The sequence below is a fragment of the Jiangella gansuensis DSM 44835 genome, assembly GCF_000515395.1.
In the GTDB taxonomy this organism is placed as follows: Bacteria; Actinomycetota; Actinomycetes; order Jiangellales; family Jiangellaceae; genus Jiangella; species Jiangella gansuensis.
In genome coordinates this window covers 889,947-909,199 of the sequence record NZ_KI911782.1, presented here as the reverse complement: position 1 = coordinate 909,199, position 19,253 = coordinate 889,947, and the positions used below count along the sequence as shown (strand labels likewise).

At 68.1% G+C, this 19,253-nt stretch carries 25 protein-coding genes and 1 tRNA gene; 17 read left to right on the top strand and 9 right to left on the bottom strand.

What is annotated here, in order from left to right:
• Window positions 1-8: 8 nt before the first annotated feature.
• Window positions 9-986 (bottom strand): pirin family protein, encoded by a 978-nt coding sequence (locus tag JIAGA_RS0104630; protein ID WP_026874758.1) that lies wholly within the window; start codon window positions 984-986, stop codon window positions 9-11.
• 71 nt (window positions 987-1,057) lie between these two features.
• On the opposite strand from JIAGA_RS0104630, the gene JIAGA_RS0104625 reads away from it, so the two are divergent.
• The 6 genes from JIAGA_RS0104625 to JIAGA_RS34315 all read left to right on the top strand — a co-directional run bounded on the left by JIAGA_RS0104625 (window position 1,058) and on the right by JIAGA_RS34315 (window position 5,425).
• Window positions 1,058-1,130 (top strand) — tRNA-Arg (locus JIAGA_RS0104625).
• Window positions 1,131-1,418: 288 nt separating this feature from the next.
• Window positions 1,419-1,970, top strand: coding sequence for a hypothetical protein (locus tag JIAGA_RS0104620; protein ID WP_026874757.1), 552 nt, complete (start codon window positions 1,419-1,421; stop codon window positions 1,968-1,970).
• Entirely contained in the window at window positions 1,967-2,260 is a 294-nt protein-coding gene (locus JIAGA_RS0104615; RefSeq protein ID WP_026874756.1) for a hypothetical protein, read from the top strand. Before JIAGA_RS0104620 ends, JIAGA_RS0104615 begins: the two co-directional genes overlap by 4 nt.
• Window positions 2,261-2,319: 59 nt before the next feature.
• Complete coding sequence (locus JIAGA_RS0104610) at window positions 2,320-2,607, top strand: hypothetical protein (protein WP_051425723.1); 288 nt, start codon at window positions 2,320-2,322, stop codon at window positions 2,605-2,607.
• Window positions 2,604-2,927 carry a hypothetical protein gene (locus JIAGA_RS0104605; protein WP_026874754.1) on the top strand — a complete coding sequence of 108 codons (324 nt, stop codon included), beginning with the start codon at window positions 2,604-2,606 and terminating at the stop codon, window positions 2,925-2,927. Before JIAGA_RS0104610 ends, JIAGA_RS0104605 begins: the two co-directional genes overlap by 4 nt.
• A 1,049-nt stretch (window positions 2,928-3,976) precedes the next feature.
• Entirely contained in the window at window positions 3,977-5,425 is a 1,449-nt protein-coding gene (locus JIAGA_RS34315) for a hypothetical protein (protein WP_157552702.1), read from the top strand.
• 35 nt (window positions 5,426-5,460) lie between these two features.
• On the opposite strand, the gene JIAGA_RS0104590 is transcribed toward JIAGA_RS34315, so the two are convergent.
• The 3 genes from JIAGA_RS0104590 to JIAGA_RS0104580 all read right to left on the bottom strand — a co-directional run bounded on the left by JIAGA_RS0104590 (window position 5,461) and on the right by JIAGA_RS0104580 (window position 7,691).
• On the bottom strand, window positions 5,461-6,024 hold the full coding sequence (locus JIAGA_RS0104590) for a flavoprotein (protein WP_026874752.1): 564 nt from the start codon (window positions 6,022-6,024) through the stop codon (window positions 5,461-5,463).
• Complete coding sequence (locus tag JIAGA_RS0104585) at window positions 6,021-7,235, bottom strand: helix-turn-helix domain-containing protein (protein ID WP_026874751.1); 1,215 nt, start codon at window positions 7,233-7,235, stop codon at window positions 6,021-6,023. The genes JIAGA_RS0104590 and JIAGA_RS0104585 overlap by 4 nt, the downstream gene beginning before the upstream one ends.
• Before the next feature lie 126 nt (window positions 7,236-7,361).
• Window positions 7,362-7,691, bottom strand: a complete 330-nt coding sequence (locus tag JIAGA_RS0104580; protein ID WP_026874750.1) for a winged helix-turn-helix domain-containing protein — start codon at window positions 7,689-7,691, stop codon at window positions 7,362-7,364.
• Between the two features lie 203 nt (window positions 7,692-7,894).
• On the opposite strand from JIAGA_RS0104580, the gene JIAGA_RS0104575 reads away from it, so the two are divergent.
• The 9 genes from JIAGA_RS0104575 to JIAGA_RS0104535 all read left to right on the top strand — a co-directional run bounded on the left by JIAGA_RS0104575 (window position 7,895) and on the right by JIAGA_RS0104535 (window position 13,706).
• Window positions 7,895-8,290: a hypothetical protein gene (locus tag JIAGA_RS0104575; RefSeq protein ID WP_026874749.1), complete on the top strand. Its 396-nt coding sequence runs from the start codon at window positions 7,895-7,897 to the stop codon at window positions 8,288-8,290.
• Window positions 8,291-8,292: 2 nt separating this feature from the next.
• Complete coding sequence (locus tag JIAGA_RS0104570) at window positions 8,293-8,820, top strand: hypothetical protein (RefSeq protein ID WP_026874748.1); 528 nt, start codon at window positions 8,293-8,295, stop codon at window positions 8,818-8,820.
• 87 nt (window positions 8,821-8,907) lie between these two features.
• Complete coding sequence (locus JIAGA_RS34310; RefSeq protein ID WP_157552693.1) at window positions 8,908-9,072, top strand: hypothetical protein; 165 nt, start codon at window positions 8,908-8,910, stop codon at window positions 9,070-9,072.
• Window positions 9,069-9,263, top strand: coding sequence for a hypothetical protein (locus JIAGA_RS0104560; protein WP_026874747.1), 195 nt, complete (start codon window positions 9,069-9,071; stop codon window positions 9,261-9,263). The genes JIAGA_RS34310 and JIAGA_RS0104560 overlap by 4 nt, the downstream gene beginning before the upstream one ends.
• Entirely contained in the window at window positions 9,263-9,421 is a 159-nt protein-coding gene (locus JIAGA_RS34305) for a hypothetical protein (RefSeq protein ID WP_157552690.1), read from the top strand. The genes JIAGA_RS0104560 and JIAGA_RS34305 overlap by 1 nt, the downstream gene beginning before the upstream one ends.
• On the top strand, window positions 9,418-10,893 hold the full coding sequence (locus tag JIAGA_RS27555) for an FtsK/SpoIIIE domain-containing protein (protein ID WP_051425722.1): 1,476 nt from the start codon (window positions 9,418-9,420) through the stop codon (window positions 10,891-10,893). The genes JIAGA_RS34305 and JIAGA_RS27555 overlap by 4 nt, the downstream gene beginning before the upstream one ends.
• Window positions 10,890-12,317, top strand: coding sequence for a replication initiator (locus JIAGA_RS27550; protein ID WP_051425720.1), 1,428 nt, complete (start codon window positions 10,890-10,892; stop codon window positions 12,315-12,317). Before JIAGA_RS27555 ends, JIAGA_RS27550 begins: the two co-directional genes overlap by 4 nt.
• A gap of 55 nt (window positions 12,318-12,372) precedes the next feature.
• A complete protein-coding gene (locus tag JIAGA_RS0104540) occupies window positions 12,373-12,582 on the top strand; it encodes an excisionase family DNA-binding protein (RefSeq protein WP_026874746.1) in 210 nt (69 codons plus the stop codon).
• On the top strand, window positions 12,582-13,706 hold the full coding sequence (locus JIAGA_RS0104535) for a site-specific integrase (RefSeq protein ID WP_026874745.1): 1,125 nt from the start codon (window positions 12,582-12,584) through the stop codon (window positions 13,704-13,706). The genes JIAGA_RS0104540 and JIAGA_RS0104535 overlap by 1 nt, the downstream gene beginning before the upstream one ends.
• A 371-nt stretch (window positions 13,707-14,077) precedes the next feature.
• On the opposite strand, the gene JIAGA_RS34300 is transcribed toward JIAGA_RS0104535, so the two are convergent.
• From JIAGA_RS34300 to JIAGA_RS0104510, 5 genes are all read right to left on the bottom strand, one after another.
• Complete coding sequence (locus JIAGA_RS34300; RefSeq protein WP_157552687.1) at window positions 14,078-14,224, bottom strand: hypothetical protein; 147 nt, start codon at window positions 14,222-14,224, stop codon at window positions 14,078-14,080.
• Window positions 14,225-14,335: 111 nt separating this feature from the next.
• Window positions 14,336-14,605 carry a DUF6343 family protein gene (locus JIAGA_RS27545; RefSeq protein WP_157552684.1) on the bottom strand — a complete coding sequence of 90 codons (270 nt, stop codon included), beginning with the start codon at window positions 14,603-14,605 and terminating at the stop codon, window positions 14,336-14,338.
• The gene (locus tag JIAGA_RS0104520) at window positions 14,602-15,951 is read right to left on the bottom strand and encodes an NADH-quinone oxidoreductase subunit D (protein ID WP_035813415.1); all 1,350 of its coding nucleotides are present in this window, start codon (window positions 15,949-15,951) and stop codon (window positions 14,602-14,604) included. The genes JIAGA_RS27545 and JIAGA_RS0104520 overlap by 4 nt, the downstream gene beginning before the upstream one ends.
• Before the next feature lie 23 nt (window positions 15,952-15,974).
• Window positions 15,975-16,202, bottom strand: coding sequence for a hypothetical protein (locus JIAGA_RS0104515; protein ID WP_026874743.1), 228 nt, complete (start codon window positions 16,200-16,202; stop codon window positions 15,975-15,977).
• A gap of 79 nt (window positions 16,203-16,281) precedes the next feature.
• Window positions 16,282-16,626 (bottom strand): ArsR/SmtB family transcription factor, encoded by a 345-nt coding sequence (locus JIAGA_RS0104510; RefSeq protein WP_211239506.1) that lies wholly within the window; start codon window positions 16,624-16,626, stop codon window positions 16,282-16,284.
• 64 nt (window positions 16,627-16,690) lie between these two features.
• Here JIAGA_RS0104510 and JIAGA_RS0104505 point away from each other — a divergent pair, with 64 nt between their 5' ends.
• Window positions 16,691-17,770: a flavin-containing monooxygenase gene (locus JIAGA_RS0104505; RefSeq protein ID WP_035813413.1), complete on the top strand. Its 1,080-nt coding sequence runs from the start codon at window positions 16,691-16,693 to the stop codon at window positions 17,768-17,770.
• Window positions 17,767-18,993: an MFS transporter gene (locus JIAGA_RS27540; RefSeq protein WP_051425718.1), complete on the top strand. Its 1,227-nt coding sequence runs from the start codon at window positions 17,767-17,769 to the stop codon at window positions 18,991-18,993. The genes JIAGA_RS0104505 and JIAGA_RS27540 overlap by 4 nt, the downstream gene beginning before the upstream one ends.
• The last annotated feature ends 260 nt before the right edge of the window (window positions 18,994-19,253 follow it).

The window sequence follows — 19,253 nt, the reverse complement described above, 5'->3', positions numbered from 1 at the left end:
ACCCGCCATCACGCGGTCGGCGGCTTCCGCCGGCGCGGGGTGAGGCGCAGCGGCGGGATGGCCGGGGCCGGGATGCGTTCGCCGTCGTGCCCGGCGACGGTGCCGAAGCGCTGCTGGCCGGCCCGTTCCCACTCCTCCCGCGCGGCGACGATGTCCTCGTGGCTGCGGCCGACGAAGTTCCACCACATGACGAGGTCGTCGGGGAACGGCTCGCCGCCGAGCAGGAACAGCGTGGCGTCCGCGTCGCTGCCCGCGGTGAGCCGGAGCTCGTCGCGGCCGGTCCCCAGATACAGCAGCGGGCCGGTCGCGAGGTCCTCGTGCCCGGCGACCGCCGCCCGGCCGTCGAGCACCAGGACCGCGTGCTCGAAGTCCGGCCGCAGCGGGATGCTCACGGACGCGCCCGCGTCGAGGTCCAGCTGGGCACCCAGCAGCGGGCTGTACGTCGTCGCCGGCGACATGGCCTCGCCCAGCTCCCCGACGACGACGGTGGCGGTGAGGCCGGGTGCCGTGTACCGGGGCAGCTCGGTGTGCTGCTCGAACGCCAGTGCCGTGCTCGTCGCCGCGTCTGCTGGTAGCGCGACCCACAGCTGCAACCCGTGCAGGCGCGGCGCCTCGCCCAACGAGATCTCCGAATGCGCGATCCCCGGGCCGCTGGTCATCAGGTTGAGCTGCCCCGGCCGCACCACGACGTCGCTGCCCACACTGTCGCGGTGCCGGATCTCACCCGCCAACGGCCACGTGACCGTCTGCAACCCGGTGTGCGGATGCGGCAGCACCCGCATGTCCGTGCGCTCCGGCCCGAACTGATCGAGGAAGCACCATGCCCCGACCGTCGGCACCTCACGGTGCGGCAGCGTACGGCTCACCCGCATCGCCCGGATCCCGCCCAACGGCACGTCACGCGGCTGGAGAAGGTAAGCGGTGGGTCCATCCTGCTCACTCGCCCGGCACGCCGTCTCCGCCGGGCGGGCATCGAGATTGCTCACACCGCCGAGCCTAGACTTGAATCAACCGCCTCGACCGGTGCCCGGCAGGGGCCGGTATGCTGGCGCAGCCCGCCCTCGTAGCTCAGGGGATAGAGCATCCGCCTCCTAAGCGGAGGGTCGCAGGTTCGAATCCTGCCGGGGGCACGCTCTGACCAGCGTGAATCTCATCCGCTGGTTGCCGTCGTCGACCGTGACTTCCCTTTCGGCTCGAATGCCTGGGTCACGCGGAGTGCACGGCGATTGCACTGGTCGCGACGCCTGTATCGGCGCGCTGGCCTCGTCTGCGGGTCACGCCGTATCGCGGTCTTGATGCGCCGGGCGCGTGGCCCTCCTGGAGCCGGGATTGACCTCATCCCTTAGTCGCCCCCGGCCGGTGCTGTGAACACCGGTCCGGGGACTTGATCCCACCCTGTTCAAGCCAGGAGGAGACCCATGGTCACCGTACCGAAGCCGAAGAAGCGAGAGATCATCACCCGCGCTCCGTTCGTGCATCCCGACATCGGCGAGATCGTCGCCTTCCATGACGAGGAGGGCCCGACCATCGATGTGACGATCCGCCCGGAAGGCAGCGAGGACTACGCGCACTTCGCCCTCACCGCGATCGACGCGCACCAGCTGGCCGACGAGCTGCACCGCATCGGCACCATCGTTCAGCGGGCCGGCTGGACACCGACCATCCTCACCGATGCTCGGGAGTACCTGCCGGGCATGACCGACGAGCAGATCATCGAACGCCTGGACCGGCTCTACCGCCGCTGGGGCGGCCTCGTGATCGGGTTCCGCGGCAGGCTGGATCGTGCCGCCGCCCGCGCACTCGCGGTCGAGGTCCACATCGAGACGCTGGAACGCTCGGCCGCGCTGGTCGAGGAGCACGCCGAGAGGCTGTCCGGAGTCCCGGAGCTGGCCGACCGGCTGGGCGAGCTGCGTTCCTCGCTGGACGAGGTCAGGCAGATGTACGTCGCGGAGCAGGAGCGTCAGCTGTGACCGCGGCCGAGGATCGCAATGCGGCGTGCTCGGTGAAGTGGTGTGACGAGACCGGCACGCACACGGTGCACCGCAAGTACCTCGCATCAGTCAAGGGCGGGATCAACGGAGCCGGCCTGGTCGGCGTCAACCTCGCGCAACGCATCCAGCCGCAGGCGACGGTGTGCGTCGAGCTGACGGTGACCACCCCGTGGGCGGCGACCGCCGGCTACCTGCTCGCCGCCGCTTCCGTGCCAGACATCGCGACGGCGCTGACCGAGGCCGCCGAACGAGCCACGGAACTGGGATGAGGCCGGCCGACAGGAACGACCGATGACGACTGTCACTACTCGTAGTAGGGTTGTAGTAGATGAATGTGGACTGGACGCACGGTGCCGCGCACATGTGGGAGCAGCACCGGGTGACCGAGCAGGAGGCGAACGAAGCACTGGCCGACCCGCAGGCCGCGGTGCTCGATCCGGACACCAAGAGCAAGTCCGGGAAGAGCATCCGGGTCATCGGGTTGTGCCGGTCGAGGGAGGAGCTGTTGACAGTGATCCTGGTTCGCGATCCGCGGGTGTCGTGGTTGTGGGGCGCGAACGGCTGGGTGTCGAACAGCACCGACCGGCGCGAGTACATGAAGAGGAGCAGGAGATGAGCCGGATCGAGGACAAGATCAAGGAGATCCAGGCCGAGTCCGAGGCGACCAGGGACGAGCCGTATCCGGAGGGGACGAAGTTCACCCAGCCGAACCTGGCCGGGTCAGTGGTGCAGTCGGTGCGGTTGCCGGCGGCGGAGTTCGCCAAGATCGAGCAGATCGCCCGTGAGGCCGAGCTCCCGGTGTCGGCGCTGATCCGTGGATGGGTGCTCAACAGCCTGGCGGCTCGGGAGAACGCGACGTTGAAGGACGCGGTGAACCGGCTCATCTCCGATGCCGACGAGCTGCGCCGCTTCATCGACCGGGACCCCGCCGCATAGCTGCGGCTGGCTCGGGTCGTGCCCACTCCCCGGCGTCGCCCTCGTAACTGCCGCCCTGAGGCCGAAGCGAAGCGTGTCCAGGGTCGACGTAGTCGATCGCGCAGCGACACGGAGCGCAGCGAAGTGCCCTTGACTCGCGCAGTGCAGGCCGGATGATGGCGGCGTGAGGGGGACGCCCCCTGACAGGCAGACCCGGTTCACGGTTGGCCGGCGATGGTGGAACAACTCACCGTCGCCGGCCTTCTGCATGTCCGGCGGCCGCCGGCCGGGCCGCGGGAGGGACCGGCCGCCAGGCCGCATGCCCGACCCGGCCCGCAGCCGGCGGACCGCGCGGCGAGCGCAGCGAGCCGCCTTGACGGAGTAGAGAAAGTTCTCACCACGCCCCCAGCGTCATCGGTGTCCCGCCTCGGCTGATACTTGACGGATCTGTGTCGGCTGATGATTGACACTCGGAACCGCGCCTGATGGCAGCAGTGCCGCGGGGTGCAACGAGCCCAACGGCCGGGAAGGACAACCTCGTCTACGCCAGCCCGACACAGGACGACGACGACGGTCTAGGCTCGTCCGGCGCTCTGGTCGAACCACGGACGCCCGTCGTTCTCCCACTCTCGTCGGTAGTCCTCGAAGGACACGGGCTCCGCCGTGCCAGGGTTGTCGTCGTTGCCGAACTCGAACCCGCAACGTGGGCACACCTCGTATGAGGGACGACCAAGCATGTTCTCGTACGGCGGGCTCAGCTGGACGCCCTCTGGTGGCGGCCACGTCGCGTACGGGCGAACGGTCAGCCCCGTACGTCGACAGACCGGGCAGGTGTACCGGATGCGACTAGTTGTATCGACGCCCACGGAGACAGCCTCTCACTGAGAGCAGGGGACCTGAACCCTGTGAGAGCCAGCCCAGTTGTCCAGCGTCAGCCGACACAGATCCGTCAAGCATCAACCGCCTCAAGACAATAGGACAACGTGCACTATGGGATCGGACACGAAGTTCTTCCGGTGACGTCCAGATTGCACTACCATCCCTAGATCTAGCGACCGTGGAGGGGGAACGTGGTTTCGGACATTGAAAAGCGTGCAATGGTTGGCATGCGGCGCAACTTTACCGGCTTCTATGGCCAGTTCCTGGCGTTCTACAAAGTTGCAAGCGAGATCTCGCCGAAGTTCCCCAGACTCCTAGACAGTCATGGGTGGCTCTTCACCATTATGAAGTCACGCGGTCAGTTTCTTTCCACCGAAGAACGACTGGTTTATAACGACGGCGTAGTTCAGGGCCTATATGCATTTACCGACGAAGGCCGATCCGCTCCGAGGGATGTGATGGCGGGCGAGGCAGATTTCAGCAAGGACCCCGAGTTCAGATCAGATCTTAGGCTAAATGTTTGGCGGGATGGCGGAGTTTTCCACGTCTTTGGCACCAACGCGTCGTCGGAACTGAAACGCGCAGTCGCGTTTACGCTTTATGATATCCAGCGACATCTGGGACTAAGCCATGATCAAGCAAGCCTTCTCTTTCGATCACAACTGACTATCGCCGTCAGTGCCTTCGAGGTACTAATTGCGCGCCTGATACAGACGCACATTTGGAGATATCCGGAGTCTATTGGAAACAGCACGGTTGACCTGAAAGCAGCTGATATACTTACTGCGAGCGATATCGAGAACCTCTACTCACGTGTGACGGATAGGTTTATAGACTCGCTCATGCGCGAAAGCATGGACGATTGGGAGAAGTGGTTCAAGAAGCAATACTCGGTGGAGTTCAAAGAACTTGCACTGGATCTGCCGATTGTCCGGGAGATTTTCGCGCGGCGAAATCTTGTAGTTCATACCGATTGTGTTGTTAGTGAGCAGTACATAAGGGACGTACCCACGCAATCACGGGCCGACGTGTCCGTTGGTGACGTCTTGCGCGTCACTGAGGAGTATCTGCTCAGCGCATTGGACCAATTGTTTGCATTCGGGATCGCAGCTTCGCTCTGCGTCGCTCGAAAGATCCTGTCCAATGAACACTTCGAGGAATTCTGCGATCAGCTGACGGAATATCACCTAGAACTAATCGACCTGGGGCGGTTCGAGGTCGCCGAAGACTTCGCCAGGCGCACAGCGGCTATCGGCGCAAGCGAATCGATTCGCATGCCCAGCAAGGTGAACGCCTGGATCGCTAAAGCCAAGCGCTTAGGACTGGAGTCAATTCGTCTTGAAGTTCAGCGATGGGACGTATCTGCCTCGGTTGAGGATTACAGGGTCGCGAAACTCGTTCTCCTTGATGATGTTTCTGCTGCGCAGGACGGCATTAGAGGTCTGATTGCCGCTGACCGGTGGACCCTCTATGACCTGTACAGTTGGCCACTCTTTTCGTGGATGCGCGAAGCAGGGGCGTTGGATGAATGGCTAAAAGTTGCCGCGAGCGGTCAAGCGGAGAGTGCCCTTGGAACGGACGACATTAAGGACATCATTGAAGAAAAATCCGCAGCAGACGAAGACGATGGTACTTCTTAAGGCCAGCTCTGTTAGGCGACCATCATATCGAGCCGTCAGAGTGCACGGCCCCCAGCGGCGGAAGTGATGGATGCGCGTATGGTGGACCACGGCAACGGCCTGCCAGGAATGGTGCGCGGCTGGTGCAATGGCCAGACGTCATCTCCGATGATGAGGTGGACGCCCGCGCTGCTTAGCACATCCACTTGTCCCTGCCAAGCTGGGTGGGCAGCGTGCGCGGCGTTGATTCGAGGGAAAACCACGATTGGCGGTTGCCGGTACCCAATTGCCTCGCACAAGGCTGTGAGCGCGTGGTTATCGGCGACTCCGAGCGCAAGTTTCGCCACCGTATTGGCCGTCGCAGGTACTACGGCGTAGCAGTCGACCTTTGGATGAGGGCTCGTCTCGCTTGGCAGGCGGGCATGGTCGCGCACGGGCAGACCGGTGGTCTTCTGGATCTTGTCGAACTCCCCCGAGGCGCGCAGCCAGGTCGCCGCCGTCGGCGTGACAGTGACGGCGACGGTCCAGCCGTCGGCCTGCATGGGTTCGATCAGCTGCGTTCGGAGGTCTTCGAGGCCGCCGGCTGCGCAGGCGACGAGTCCGAGGACGGGCCTGGTCATACGGCTCGGCAGCGTTCGGCGAGCTGCATGACGACGGACTGCCGGCCGCCCATGGTGACGGGCGAGCGGCGGTAGATGGCGCGCACCGTCTCGCGGACGGCGGGGTTGTGACGAACGAACTGGGGCGCCTGCTGTTCGGCCGTCAACAGGGCGTCGACGGCTTCATCGTCCTGGGCAAGGTGGCTGTAGGCGCGGGCCACGTCGATGCGGTGACAGACCTGGCGCTCGATGGGTAGCGGGCTCGGGTCGATCAGCGGGCCGTGCTCAGCCACGTAGGCGACGTCGCCGAGGTCCAGAGCAGTCGAGACGCGATGCACGTGGACGTTGGTCGGGCCGAACGCGGTCTGCCAGTGGTTCGCGTCGTGACCCAGCCGGTCCGCTGCCACGGTTGCTCGGTCGAGGAGCGTCGTCGTAGTGGCACGGTCCTGTCGGCGGGCAGCGGCCACGGCCATGCGTAGATCGAGCATGCCGAGCAGACTGAGCGCTTCGGGTTCGCCAGCTCGGACCGTGCCTGCCAACCAGCTGCGGGCCGCGTCCCCGACCTGAAGTGCGTCGTCGTAGCGGCCGACGGACAGGAGCGCGTGAGTGCCGGCGCGGGCGGCTGAGGCGAGGGCAAGCGGATCGTCGGACTGGCCGGCCGCGCTCATGGCGCGCTCGGCGGCGATCCAGGCGAGGTCGACCTCACCGATCTTGCTGAGCGTCGTGGCCGCCAGGTGGTGCGCTCGGGCGGACACCCGCCAACCGGCGCGGGTCCCTTCCGCTTCGAGCGCTTGAGCAGATGCCAGTAGCTGAGGCAGGACGGCGATGGCGCGGCCGAGTCCGCCGTTCTGGTAGTCGTCCCAGGCGCTCACGGTCAGCCGCTCGGTGTGCGTGACGTCGATCTGTTCGACGGCGGTCTGCTGGAACAGCAGCTGGGAGAGCCGACGTGGACTCATCAGTGCATCACGGATGGCCGGCACGTCGTCGCCGGCACGATCGTCCTCGACCAAGACGGGTTGACCGATCAGGTCGCCGAGAGTGACGCGCAGAGCGCGTGCGAGCTCGGTGAGGACGTCGAGTCGCCGGATGTCGCGCTCACCGCGCTCGATCTTGCTGAGCCAATCCTCGGAGCGGCCCACGAGGTTCGCGAGCACGGATTGGGTCAGGCCGCGCCGCACTCGGTAGAACGCGATGCGCTCACCGATGCTGAGGGTGTCCCCTGCTCCACGCATGGTCTCAACGATAGGTCAGCAGGCCAGTCAGGTACCCGGACAGTTTGTCCGGGCATGCACTTGCAGGCCGGGTTTTGCTGGTGGCGTGACAGCCCGCAGCATCCGACGAAGCACGCCTGCCCATGGTCATTCCTGGCCGGCGGCGAGGTCGTTGACGCGCTCGGTCAAGGTGCGCACGGCCTCTTCAAGGCGGTCCAGCCGGACCTGGGTGTCGTCGGGCCGACGATCCGCACCGCTCACGTCGTCGGCGACGAAAACGCCCTTGCCCTGGCGTCCGACGATCAGGCCGTCGCGGCGCAGCTCGTTGAGCGCATCCCGGACGACGGTGCTGGACACGCGGTGCTGCTCGCGGAGTTGTGCCATGGATGGGAGCTGGCTTCCTGGCGATAACTCCCCCGCCGCGATCCGCGCTCGCAGATCAGCCGCGAGCTGTCGGAACGCCGGTGCAGTCGACATCGCCAGCCTCCTCCTCATGCGCGGCACCTGTTGCCGCACTAAGTGCAGGGCGTTGGCGACAACCGTAACGAGGCTCTTGCCAATTGCCAATTGGCCCTTGAGGCAACTTGACGCACTATGTGGACATAGTGCAGGATGGTCGTGCTTCGCCTCATCGTCACGAGCGCGGAGCCGGGGAAGGTCCCCGAACGGAAGGAGAGGTCATGGCGACCTATGCAGTGGACAGCAAGCGGCAGATGATGACGGCGACCGGGGTCGTGAACTCGGTGCACGAGTGGGAGGACACCCCGGAGGGACGTCGGCAGTCGGAGCGGCAGGCGGTCGACGAGGAGACGCGGCTGCCGTTGTGGGCGGTCGAGGTCAATTACCGGACGGTGTCGTTCGACCGCGAGTTGACGGCGCGGGCGCAGGTGACGGTCCCAGCACCGTTGAGACCGGAGATCGCGGACTACTCCCCCATCGAGTTCGGCGACCTGGTGGCGTCGGCACGGGTGACCAAGACGGGCCAGCTGGTCGAGTCGTGGCGGGCCGGAGGGATCGCGTCGCACACCCCGCGCAAGGACACCGGCAAGGGCACGTCCGGCGACAAGGCGGCCTGAGGATGACCGTCATCGAGATCCCAACCGACGCGTACGCCGCGGCTGACTGGCTGGCGGTCCGGCATCCGTGGGTGCGGCAGCTGGCCGAGCGGATCGCCGGCCCCATCGACGAACACCCAGGCTGGCTGGACGTCGTCACCCAGGCGGTCAACGGCCAGCTGGCGGACGCGGCCGCGTGGGAGGCGTACGAAGCCCGCCACCCAGCTCCAGACGACGACGCGGCGTTCTGGGAGTGGCACGCACGCGGCCCACAGGCCTCGCACGAGGTGCAGGCGTTCGGGGTCATGTCCAGCGGGGAGAAGAACCTCGTCCGGCTGGTCGCAACCCTCGGTGGCCGGGTGGCGTGGTCGCCGCACGATGTGTCGTTCGACCAGCGCGGCGCTGCCGTGCTCGCGGACTGGCTGGCCATCGTGCACGCCCGATTGCCTGCCTGGATGTACCCGGCCGCGTCGGATGACGCACTGGTGGTGCGGCTGGCCGCGGTGAGCGACGCGACGAACGGCGAAGGACCCCCTGCCGTCTCGCGATGAGACCCCACCGGGGACGGGTGACAGGCCTAGGAAACCAACCCCGTCCCCGGTGGCCCCAATCAACACCCCCGAATGGAGGGGATTGGTGTGTCCAAGCCTACGACCTGGCGACTCCCCGTCGCCGCCCTCGGCATCGTCCTCGCCCAGCTGTTGACCGTCGTCGTCCTCATGGTCAGCGCCGACGAGGTCCAGGCCGAACGCTCCGACACGGTCCGCGACGCCGCGGTGACGCGCTGCGGTGATCGGCCGTGAACGGGCAGCCGGTCCTGTTCGGCATGCTGCCGTTCGACACCAGCGCGGCCGCGTACTCGTTCCCGTGCACGGCGTGCGGCCGAACCAGCTCGCCGCAGCCCGGCATCGTGTGCGACTCCTGCACCCCAGCTGCGCCGCCGGCCAAGCCGAAGAAGGCGACGCGTCGCCGGCCTCGCAAGGCGGCGGCCTGATGTCGGCCCTCGTGACCTGCTCCGAGTGTGGCCGCCCCGTGGACGCCGTCAAGGCGTGGTTCCACCCCGGCACCGGCGACACCGTCTGCGACTCCTGCCACGCCGCCGCCCACGCCCGGCACGCGGCCCTGACAGCCCCCGAAGGACTGCTCCGATGAGCCCCCGACCCGTACTGACCCCGAAGACCATCAAGACCCTCGCGACGTTCATCCAGAACCTCTTCGACCACGACTCGCTGATCCGGCAGCTGCTGCGCGGCCTGGCCTGGGTGACGCTGACGCCGCTGATGCTGCTGCGCAAACTCCCGCAGGTGTTCGCCGCCGGGGCCGTGCTGCTGCTCGCCTACTCCGTCCTCGGCGGCGGCGGCCTGGTCCTGCTCCTCGTGCTCCCGGCCGTCGGATGGGTGGTGTGGCGGCTCGCCCACCCCGAATCCGCCGACCAGGTCGCCGCCAGTGTGCGGGGCCGGTGGCGCTACCGGCGGATCTACCGCAAGCACTGGCCGACCGTCGCCGCCGGCTGCGGCCTCACCGTGGCCGGTCCGTTCGGCCGCCAGGTCGCGCCCGAGCTGATCGGCGTGACCGCCCACCCTGCCGCCGACGCCGTCATGGTGCGGATGTTGGCCGGCCAATCGCCCGCCGACTACGCCGACCGGGCCGACGCCTTGGCGCACGCGTTCGGCTCCGCACAGGTCCGCGTCCGGAGTGATCAGCCGGGCACGGTGACGTTGCTGTTCAGCACCGGCGACATGCTCACCGACCCCATCCCCGCGATGACGCTCGACGCACCGGACGTCGACTTCGAAGCGCTACCAGTCGGGTTCACCGAGGACGGCTCCCCGTATCGGCTGCGGCTGCTCTACAGCCACGTCCTGACCGTCGGCGCGACCGGGTCCGGGAAGGGCTCCGCGCTGTGGTCGACCGTCCGCGCGCTCGCGCCAGCTGTCCCGTCCGGGCTGGTGCAGTTGTGGGGCGCGGACCCGAAGGGCGGCATCGAGCTGGCGATGGGCCGGGCACTGTTCACCCGGTTCGCCGCCGACGACGAGCCCGGCGACATGGTCGACCTCGTCACCGAGGCCGCCGAGCTGGTGCGGGCACGGTCGAAGCGGCTGCGCGGCCAGAGTCGTAAACACGTCCCGACTGCGGTGGAGCCGTTCGTGGTGCTGATCATCGACGAGCTGGCGTTCCTGTCGGACTACCAGGACGACACCAAACTCAAGCACCAGTTCAACAAGGCGCTCAAGGTCGTCCTGTCTCAGGGCCGCGCGGCCGGGGTGTCGGTGCTGGCGTTCGTCCAGGACCCCCGCAAGTCCGTCGTCGACGCCCGCAACCTGTTCCCCACCAAGGTCGCACTCCGGCTGGACACCGCGTCCGAGGTCGAGATGGTCCTCGGCAAGGACGCCTGGGAACGCGGCGCACACGCTGAGTCGATCCCCGAGTCGCAGCCGGGCACCGGGTACGTGCTCGTCGACGGCGACCCCGCTCCGGTCCGGGTCCGGTTCACCTGGGTCACCGACGACGACATCCGCGCCATGGCCCAGCAGTTCCCCGCCGCGCCGCCGGCACCACCGCGCCACGGCTTCACCGTCGTCACCGACGACGACCAGGACGACGACACGGGGGCGGTCGCGTGAGCACACGCGAGCTGTCCCATACGGAGCTGGTGTTCCAGCTGGCGTCGCTCTCGCGCTCCCGGGCCGGGGAGCAGGCCCGCGGCTGCGTCAACCCGATCCGGCTCACCGGCTCATCGACCACCGTCCACGCGGCCACGGGTGAGGTCGTGCGCACCTACTCCTCCGACGACGAACCGGACGGGCACACCTACGTGCGCTGCGGCAACCGCCGCGCCGCCGTCTGCCCGTCCTGCTCACGTGAGTACAAGGGCGACGCGTGGCACCTGCTGTCCTGCGGCCTGGCCGGCGGCAAGACCATCCCCGACACGGTCGCCGAGCATCCGGCGACGTTCGCGACCTTCACCGCGCCGTCGTTCGGGGCCGTGCACCGCCACACCCGACCCACCAACGGGAAGACCGCCCCGTGCCGGGCCAGGCGGGACAAGCCGCGCTGCCCGCACGGCCGCCCGCTCTCGTGTGTGCGCCGGCACGACGCCGACGACCCACAGGTCGGTCAGCCGCTGTGCTTCGAGTGCTACGACTACACCGCCCACGCCGCCTGGCAGTGGTGGGCACCGCAACTGTGGCGGTACTTCACCATGGCGCTACGCCGCCGCCTCGCCCGCACCGCCGGCATGTCGATGAAGACGTTCACGAGCGCGGCCAAGGTCTCCTACACGCGGGTGGTGGAGTTTCAGGCGCGCGGTGTCGTGCACTTCCACGTCGTCATCCGCCTCGACGGACCCGACGGCCCCACCACCCCGCCGCAACTGGACCTCACGGTGACGCACCTCGAGGACGCCGTTCGGCACGCCGCCGCCCACGCGCACAAGGACGTGCCCCTCCCCGGCGGGCAGACACTCAGGCTTCGGTGGGGCCGGCAGCTCGACCTGCGCAGCATCACCCCCGGCGCCGGCCGCGACAACCGAGAAGGGTCAGCGCACCCGCACCAGGTCGCCGCCTACCTCGCCAAGTACTTGACGAAGAGCACCGAGGACTTCGGGCTCCCTGTCTCCGGGAAGCTGTACAGCGCCGGGCACGCTGCCAAGCACGGCGCGACCCCGCACGCCGTCCGGCTCATCAAGGCCGCACAGCAGCTCGTCCCCGTCAACGACGACTACGCCCGGCTCAAGGACCGCTACGCCACCCTCGGCTACCGCGGCCACCCCATCACCAAGAGCCGCGCCTACAGCGTTACCTTCGGCGCGCTCCGCACCGCCCGCCGGCATTGGCGGCAGCGTCGCGCCCAGCTCCCCGCTGACGCCGACGTGCGGGACGTCCTCGACGTCGACCAGGCCGACACCGACGACGCCACCACGCTCCTCGTCATCGGCGACTGGCGCTACGCCGGACGCGGCTACCTCGACACCGCTGCCGCAGCTAACGCCACCCGCTCGGCCAACCTCGCCCGTATCCGTCGCGCCGACGCGGCCTCGTCGGCATGAGCGAGGCCACGCCGCCAAGCAAGAGATCCGCAGTCTCACGAAAGGACACACACTCATGGATCGGCTGTTGACCGTCGATGAGGCCGCCGAAGTTCTCGGCACCACATCCAGGTTTCCCCGGCGGCTGATCGCCGAACGGCGCATCCGCTTCGTCAAGGTCGGCCGGCACGTCCGGATTCCCTCATCCGTGCTCGCCGCGTTCATCGCCGACTCCACTGTCGAGCCGATGGAGGTTCGCTGGCACGGCGGCCGGGTGGTGCGCTGATGGCTGGCCGTCGCCGGTTCGGCAAGATCCGCAAGCTGCCGTCCGGTCGCTACCAGGCGTCGTTCATCGGCCCGAACGGCCGCCGACAGAACGCGCCCGACACGTTCCGAACGAAGACCGATGCCGGCCAGTGGTTGGCACGAGTCGAGGCGGATCTCAGCCGCGGTACCTGGCTGGATCATCACCTTGGCCGGCAAACGTTCGGTGAGTACGCCGAGAGCTACCTCGACGAGAACCCGGACGTCGGGCGACGCTGGGCAGAGACGTGCCGGCGAAACATGCGACTGCACCTGACGTCGCTGCTCGACGTGCCGTTGGTCGCGATCACGCCGCCGGTCGTGCGGTCGTGGTACGCCGAAGCCCTCCGAGGTACCGGCGGCAAGACCTCGATCGCGCAGTCGTACCGGTTCCTTCGTACGGTCATGAACGCCGCTGTCCGAGACGAGGCCATCGTTCGGAACCCCTGCATGATCCCCGGCGCGGGGTCGGTCAAGGCACGTGAACGCAAGATCGCCACGCCCCAGCAGGTGGCCGAGCTCATCACGACGATCACCCCGGAGCGCTACCGCGCCGCCGTCGTGCTCGCTGCCTGGTGTGCGCTGCGGCGCGGTGAGGTCTGCGGCCTGCGCCGAGAGGACGTCGACTTGGAGAAGGGCACGGTGTGGGTGCGCAACAACCATGTCGAGCTGCTGGAATCGCGGGTCCGCTACGACAAGGATCCCAAGACCGAGGCCGGCAAGCGCGAGATCTCGGTGCCCCCGCATGTGCTGACGTTCCTGATCGAGCACGCCGAGAAGTGGGCCGGCCCTGAGTTCTTCTTCGTCGGCCGCGACGGTTCGCGGATGCGCGGAAACGCCGTGTACCAGGCGTTCAAGCGTGCCCGCACCAAGGTCGGCGTCGACATCGCCTTCCACGACCTACGCCACACCGGGCAGAGTCTCGCGGCGGCTGCCGGCGCCACGCTCGCGGATCTGAAGAAGCGGCTCGGTCACTCGTCGACGGCGGCCGCCAACCGGTACCTTCACGCTCTGGACGGTCGTGACGCCGAAGTCGCCAAGGCCCTGAGCGACCTTGCTCGACGGGCAGCGAGCAGCGAGGACGCCCCGGAGGATCAAGCATCGTGAGTCATGCGAAGGGCGCGATGACCCTGATCATGGTCATCTACCTGCGGTTTCGGATGCGTCTCCTAAGCGGAGGGTCGCAGGTTCGAATCCTGCCGGGGGCACTCTCTGACCAGCGCGAACGTCCGACGCTGGTTGACCGTGAGAGACCGGTTCCGACCGGGAATCGCCGCCGCAAGTTGCACGTATGTTGCACGACCGCCGTCGCGCTCGCCCGTGCGCCTACTCCGCCCCGGCCTCCTCATAACTGCCGCCTCAAGGCCGGAGTGGAGCGTGTCAAGGGTCGTAGATCGCGAAGCGACACGGAGCGCAGAGGAGTGCCCTTGACTCGCGGAGTGGTGGCCGATCGTCCAGACATGAGGGGGATGGGGAGATCACGCAGCCGGGCCACGGTTCGCGTTCGGCGGTGCTGGATCGTGCCGTTCGTCGTTCCGGCCGGCCGATCTGGTGTCGTGGTCCGTGATGGTGTCGTCGTGCTGCATGTGCATCACCAGGCCGGTGACGGTGAGAATGACTCTCACGCCGTCACCGGCCCTTCTCGTGCCGCCGTCCGGTCGCCCGGAACGGCCGCTAGGCCGCACGCGGCTGCGGCGAGCTTGCGAGCCGCCTTGACGGAGTACAGAAAGTGGTGGCTACGGAATGCGCCGGCGGAGGATGACGGCGATGTCCAGTGCCGCGGTCACGACGACCAGGGCACTGAGGACCAGCAACCACATCACCGACGGGTCCCGGTCATCCGTCATCAGCCGGCCGAACCCGATGATCCCGGCGATGCCGAGCGCGAAACCGACCGCCGCGAAGGCGAGCCTCAGACGGTAGGCCGACCGCGCCTGGACCGGCTCGGTGCCGGTCGGCTCATGGTCACTGGGATCCAGCGGCCGCGGCTCGCCGTCCTGGGTCACCGGTCGCACCCGCCCATCACCGGGTCGATGCTCGCGACGGCCACGATGACGTCGGCGATCATGCCGCCTTCACACATCGCCGGCACCGCCTGCAGGTTGTTGAACGACGGGTCGCGAACATGCACCCGCCACGGCCGGGTACCGCCGTCGGACACCACGTGCGCGCCCAGCTCCCCGCGCGGCGACTCCACCGGCACGTACACCTCGCCGGCCGGGACCCGGAAGCCCTCGGTGACCAGCTTGAAGTGGTGGATCAGCGCCTCCATCGACTCACCCATGATGTGCCGGATGTGGTCCAGCGAATTCCCGAGACCGTCGCTGCCGATGGCCAGCTGAGCCGGCCACGCGATCTTCTTGTCACCGACCATCACCGGCCCCGGTTCCAGCCGGTCCAGGCACTGCTCGACGATCTTCAACGACTCCTTCATCTCCTCGATGCGGATGCGATAACGCCCATAGGCGTCACACGTGTCACGCGTCGGGACGTCGAACTCGTAGGTCTCGTAGCCGCAGTACGGCTGCGACTTGCGCAGATCCCACGGCAGGCCCGTCGAGCGCAGCACCGGGCCCGTGACACCCAGCGCCATACACGCCTGCAGGTCCAGGTAGCCGATCCCGACTGTGCGGCCCTTGAAGATCTGGTTCTCGTTCAACAGCGCCTCGTACTGCCCAAGGTGGTCCCACATCCACCCCAGATACTCACGGACGGCCTCCACCGCACCGGGCGGCAGATCCTGCGCCACCCCGCCGGGCCGGAAGTACCCGTGGTTCATCCGCAGACCGGTGATCAACTCGAACACATCCAACGTCCGCTCACGCTCACGGAACCCCATCGTCATGATCGTCAACGCGCCCATCTCCATCCCCGCGGTCGCGAGCGCCACCAGATGCGAGGAGACCCGGTTGAGCTCCATCAACATCACCCGCAGCACCGTCGCCCGGTCCGGGACCTGGTCGGTGATGCCGAGCAGCTTCTCGACACCCAGCACGTAGGCGGCCTCGTTGAAGAACGGGGACAGGTAGTCCATGCGGGTCACGAACGTGACCCCCTGGGTCCACGTCCGATACTCCATGTTCTTCTCGATGCCAGTGTGCAGGTAGCCGATGCCGCACCGCGCCTCGGTGACGGTCTCGCCGTCGAGCTCGAGGATCAGCCGGAGCACACCGTGCGTGGACGGGTGCTGCGGGCCCATGTTGACCACGATGCGCTCCTCACCCACCACCGCGGCGTTCACCACGTCGTCCCAGTCCTCGCCGGTGACGGTGTACACCGGGCCCTCGGTGGTCTCACGGACGCCCGCGTACGGGTCGTCGGCGCTGTCGTCGCCGGCGGGGGTGAACCTCACGTCGTCATCACTGCTCACTGTCACTACGCCCTTCGCTCGTCCCGGGCGCGACCGGCCTGCCACGGACCGTCGCCGGGGCATCTTGATGAGCGCCGTACCCGCCGCGGCGCCTCTGACTCCTCGCCGGGTGACCACGGGTGGTAGCGGTCGGAGATGCCGGCCAGCTCGAATCCGGCCTCTTCGGCGGCGGCAGCGTTGCGGACGTCGTCCGGCCAGACGACACCGACGAGTGTGCCGTCGAGGTTCGACACCAGCAGCCACGGCGGCGCCTTGTCCAGCTTCGGCTCCAGCTCCGCGGCGGTGACGTGAGAGCGATTTATCCGCGGCGCCTCAGCAGCAGACTTCGAGGTAGGCCTGCAGGTCCGCTAGGGCCCGCGCCATGCCGGTCTTGTCGGCGCGGTAGTAGACGGCCTTGCCGTCGCGACGGGAGGTGACGATGCCGCCGCGGCGCAGGAGCTTCAACTGCTCCGACGCCGTGGACTGACCGACCCCGGCCAGCTCCGCCACCTCACCCACCGAAAGCTCCGCACCACGAGCGAACAACAGCAGGATCTTCTGCCGGGCCGGACTGGCCAGCGCCTTGAGGAACTCAAGCGTGGCGTCGCTCAGCTCCACCAGATCGTCGGCCACCAGCGGCAGCGACCTGCGCTCCCCCGCCGTCACGACCTCGCTCACGCCACCGAGCATACGCAACATATCGCCACTTTGACATATCGCGATTTGACGATACGTTGTTGTGGTGACCACACCAGAGCACCCCGTGATCGTCGTCGGCGCCGGCCAGTCCGGCCTCGCCGCAGCCCGCGCCTGCCGCGACGCCGGCCTACAGCCCATCGTTCTCGAGGCCGGCGACCGGCCGTCGGGCTCCTGGCCCCACTACTACGACAGCCTGCGGCTGTTCTCTCCCGCCCGCTACAGCGCCATGCCCGACCTCCCGCTGGACGGCGACCCCGACCGCTACCCCACCCGCAACGAGCTCGCCGACTACCTCGACCGCTACGCCCAACACCTCGGCGTCGACATCCGCACCCACACGAGAGTCACGGCCGTGGAAGCCGATGGCGCCACGTTCATCGTGCACACCGCCGACGGCGGCAGCCTGCGCGCCGCGGGACTCATCGCGGCATCCGGGTCATTCGGCAACCCCACCGTCCCGAACCTGCCCGGCCAGGACACCTTCACCGGCGAACTGCTGCACGTCGCCGGCTACCGCACCCCCGCCCCGTACGCCGGGAAACGCGTCATCGTCGTCGGCGGCGGCAACTCCGGCGTCCAGATCGCCGACGAGCTCACGAACGTCGCCGACCTCACCCTCGCCACCCTCGCGCCGATCTCCTTCCTCCCCCAGATCACCCGCGGCCACGACCTGCACCACTGGCTCGACGTCACCCGCTTCGACCACCTGCCCGCAGCCTGGCTGCGCCACATCGTGCGAAAACCGCTCGTGCTGGACACCGGCCGCTACCGCGAGAGCATCGAGACCGGCCGCATCCACCGACGGGCAATGTTCACCGCCTTCGACGGCGACACCGTCGTGTGGCCCGACGGCCGGCGCGAACCCGTCGACACCGTCATCTTCGCCACCGGCTACCGGCCCGACGTCGACTACCTGCGACCACTCGGCGCCCTCGACGACGACGGCCTACCCCTCCACGCCGACGGAATCTCCACCACCCACCCCGGACTGGCCTACCTCGGCCTGGAGTTCCAGCGCTCCTTCTCCTCCAACACCGTCCGCGGAGTCAGTCGCGACGCCGAACACGTCGTACAACCACTGGCCGCCCACGTCCAGCAGGCACCCGCCACCATCGGCCTGTGAGACCAGCCCACCCGACCGGGGACCAGCGCAACACCCAGCGCGCTGGTCCCCGCGGCGTCCTGGCCGCACTGTGCCTGACCCAGATCATCGGCTGGGGCGTCCTGTACTACTCGTTCCCGGTCGCGCTGCCCGCCATCACCACCGACACCGGCTGGTCCGAGTCGTCGACGACGGCCGCGTTCTCCGCCGCCCTCCTCGTCGCCGCAGTCGCCGGCATCGCCGTCGGCCGCATCATCGACCGGCACGGCCCACGCTGGGTGATGACGCTCGGGTCGGTCATCGGCGTCGCCGCGACTCTCGCCGTCGCGTCCGCACCGAGCGTCGGCTGGTTCGCCGCCGCCTGGGTGGTCGCCGGGATCGCCCAGGCCTCAACGCTCTACGCGCCCGCATTCACGGCGCTCACCCGCTGGTACGGGCCCGCCCGGATCCGCGCACTGACCGTCCTGACCCTCGTCGCCGGCCTGTCAAGCACCATCTTCGCCCCAGCCACCGCCGCCCTGCTCGACTACCTCTCCTGGAGGCAGACCTACGTCGCGCTCGCCGTCATGCTGGCCGTCACCACCATCCCGGGCCACGCCTTCGGCCTGAACGCGAACTGGCCGGCCACCGACCACGCGGCACACACCCGGATGCGCAACGGCCACGTCCACGCCGTCGCAACCAGCCGCGCGTTCGTGTGCCTCACCGTTGCCTCGGCGCTGACCGCGTTCGCGATGTTCGCCGCGACCATCCACCTCATCCCGATGCTCACCGACCGCGGCCTGTCCATGACGCTCGCCGCCTGGGCGCTCGGCCTCTCCGGCGCCGGGCAGTTGCTCGGCCGCATCGGCTACGCGCCGCTGTCGCGGCGCACCACCCCACGCTTCCGCTCCGTTCTCATCCTCACCGGCGTCGCGGCCACCGTCGCCGCCGTCGGCCTGCTCCCCGGACCCGCCGCAGCCCTAGTCGCCGCCAGCATCATCCTCGGCATCGCCCGCGGCGCCTTCACCCTGCTGCAGTCCACCGCGGTCAGCGACCGCTGGGGCATCGCCGGCTTCGGCACCCTCTACGGCATCCTCAACGCCCCGACCACCGTCGCCATGGCCATCGCACCCTGGGCCGGCAGCGCCATCGCGTCCACCCTCGGCTCCTATCCGGCCATGTTCACCGTGCTCACCGCGATCGCCGGTGCCGCCGCCGTGGTCGCGATCGGGACAGCGACGAGATTTCAGCGCGCGAGCTGAGTCACCTGTCCCGGCAGGAGGTGTTCGCGGCCCCATGCTCGGGTGGCCATCTGGGTGGCGTCCTACGGCAACCCATCGCAATCGAACGCCTCAACGAGCCGATCCCACCGCCACTGACCGGATCTGATCAGCGGTCTTGGTCCTCAGGTACGGCCAGGGGTTTCGTTTCACGTGTGGATCCAGGCGCGGAGGTCGGCGTTGAGGCATCCGGCTTCCCATCGAAGCGCCCGACGTTCATCAACTCGATGGCCGCTGCTCGC

Coding starts and splice junctions, on each gene's coding strand:
- JIAGA_RS0104620 (WP_026874757.1), top strand. CDS start 1,419: ATGGTCACCGTACCGAAGCCGAAGAAGCGAGAGATCATCACCCGCGCT.
- JIAGA_RS0104610 (WP_051425723.1), top strand. CDS start 2,320: ATGAATGTGGACTGGACGCACGGTGCCGCGCACATGTGGGAGCAGCAC.
- JIAGA_RS0104605 (WP_026874754.1), top strand. CDS start 2,604: ATGAGCCGGATCGAGGACAAGATCAAGGAGATCCAGGCCGAGTCCGAG.
- JIAGA_RS0104590 (WP_026874752.1), bottom strand. CDS start 6,024: ATGACCAGGCCCGTCCTCGGACTCGTCGCCTGCGCAGCCGGCGGCCTC.
- JIAGA_RS0104585 (WP_026874751.1), bottom strand. CDS start 7,235: ATGCGTGGAGCAGGGGACACCCTCAGCATCGGTGAGCGCATCGCGTTC.
- JIAGA_RS0104580 (WP_026874750.1), bottom strand. CDS start 7,691: ATGTCGACTGCACCGGCGTTCCGACAGCTCGCGGCTGATCTGCGAGCG.
- JIAGA_RS0104575 (WP_026874749.1), top strand. CDS start 7,895: ATGGCGACCTATGCAGTGGACAGCAAGCGGCAGATGATGACGGCGACC.
- JIAGA_RS0104570 (WP_026874748.1), top strand. CDS start 8,293: ATGACCGTCATCGAGATCCCAACCGACGCGTACGCCGCGGCTGACTGG.
- JIAGA_RS34305 (WP_157552690.1), top strand. CDS start 9,263: ATGTCGGCCCTCGTGACCTGCTCCGAGTGTGGCCGCCCCGTGGACGCC.
- JIAGA_RS27555 (WP_051425722.1), top strand. CDS start 9,418: ATGAGCCCCCGACCCGTACTGACCCCGAAGACCATCAAGACCCTCGCG.
- JIAGA_RS0104540 (WP_026874746.1), top strand. CDS start 12,373: ATGGATCGGCTGTTGACCGTCGATGAGGCCGCCGAAGTTCTCGGCACC.
- JIAGA_RS0104535 (WP_026874745.1), top strand. CDS start 12,582: ATGGCTGGCCGTCGCCGGTTCGGCAAGATCCGCAAGCTGCCGTCCGGT.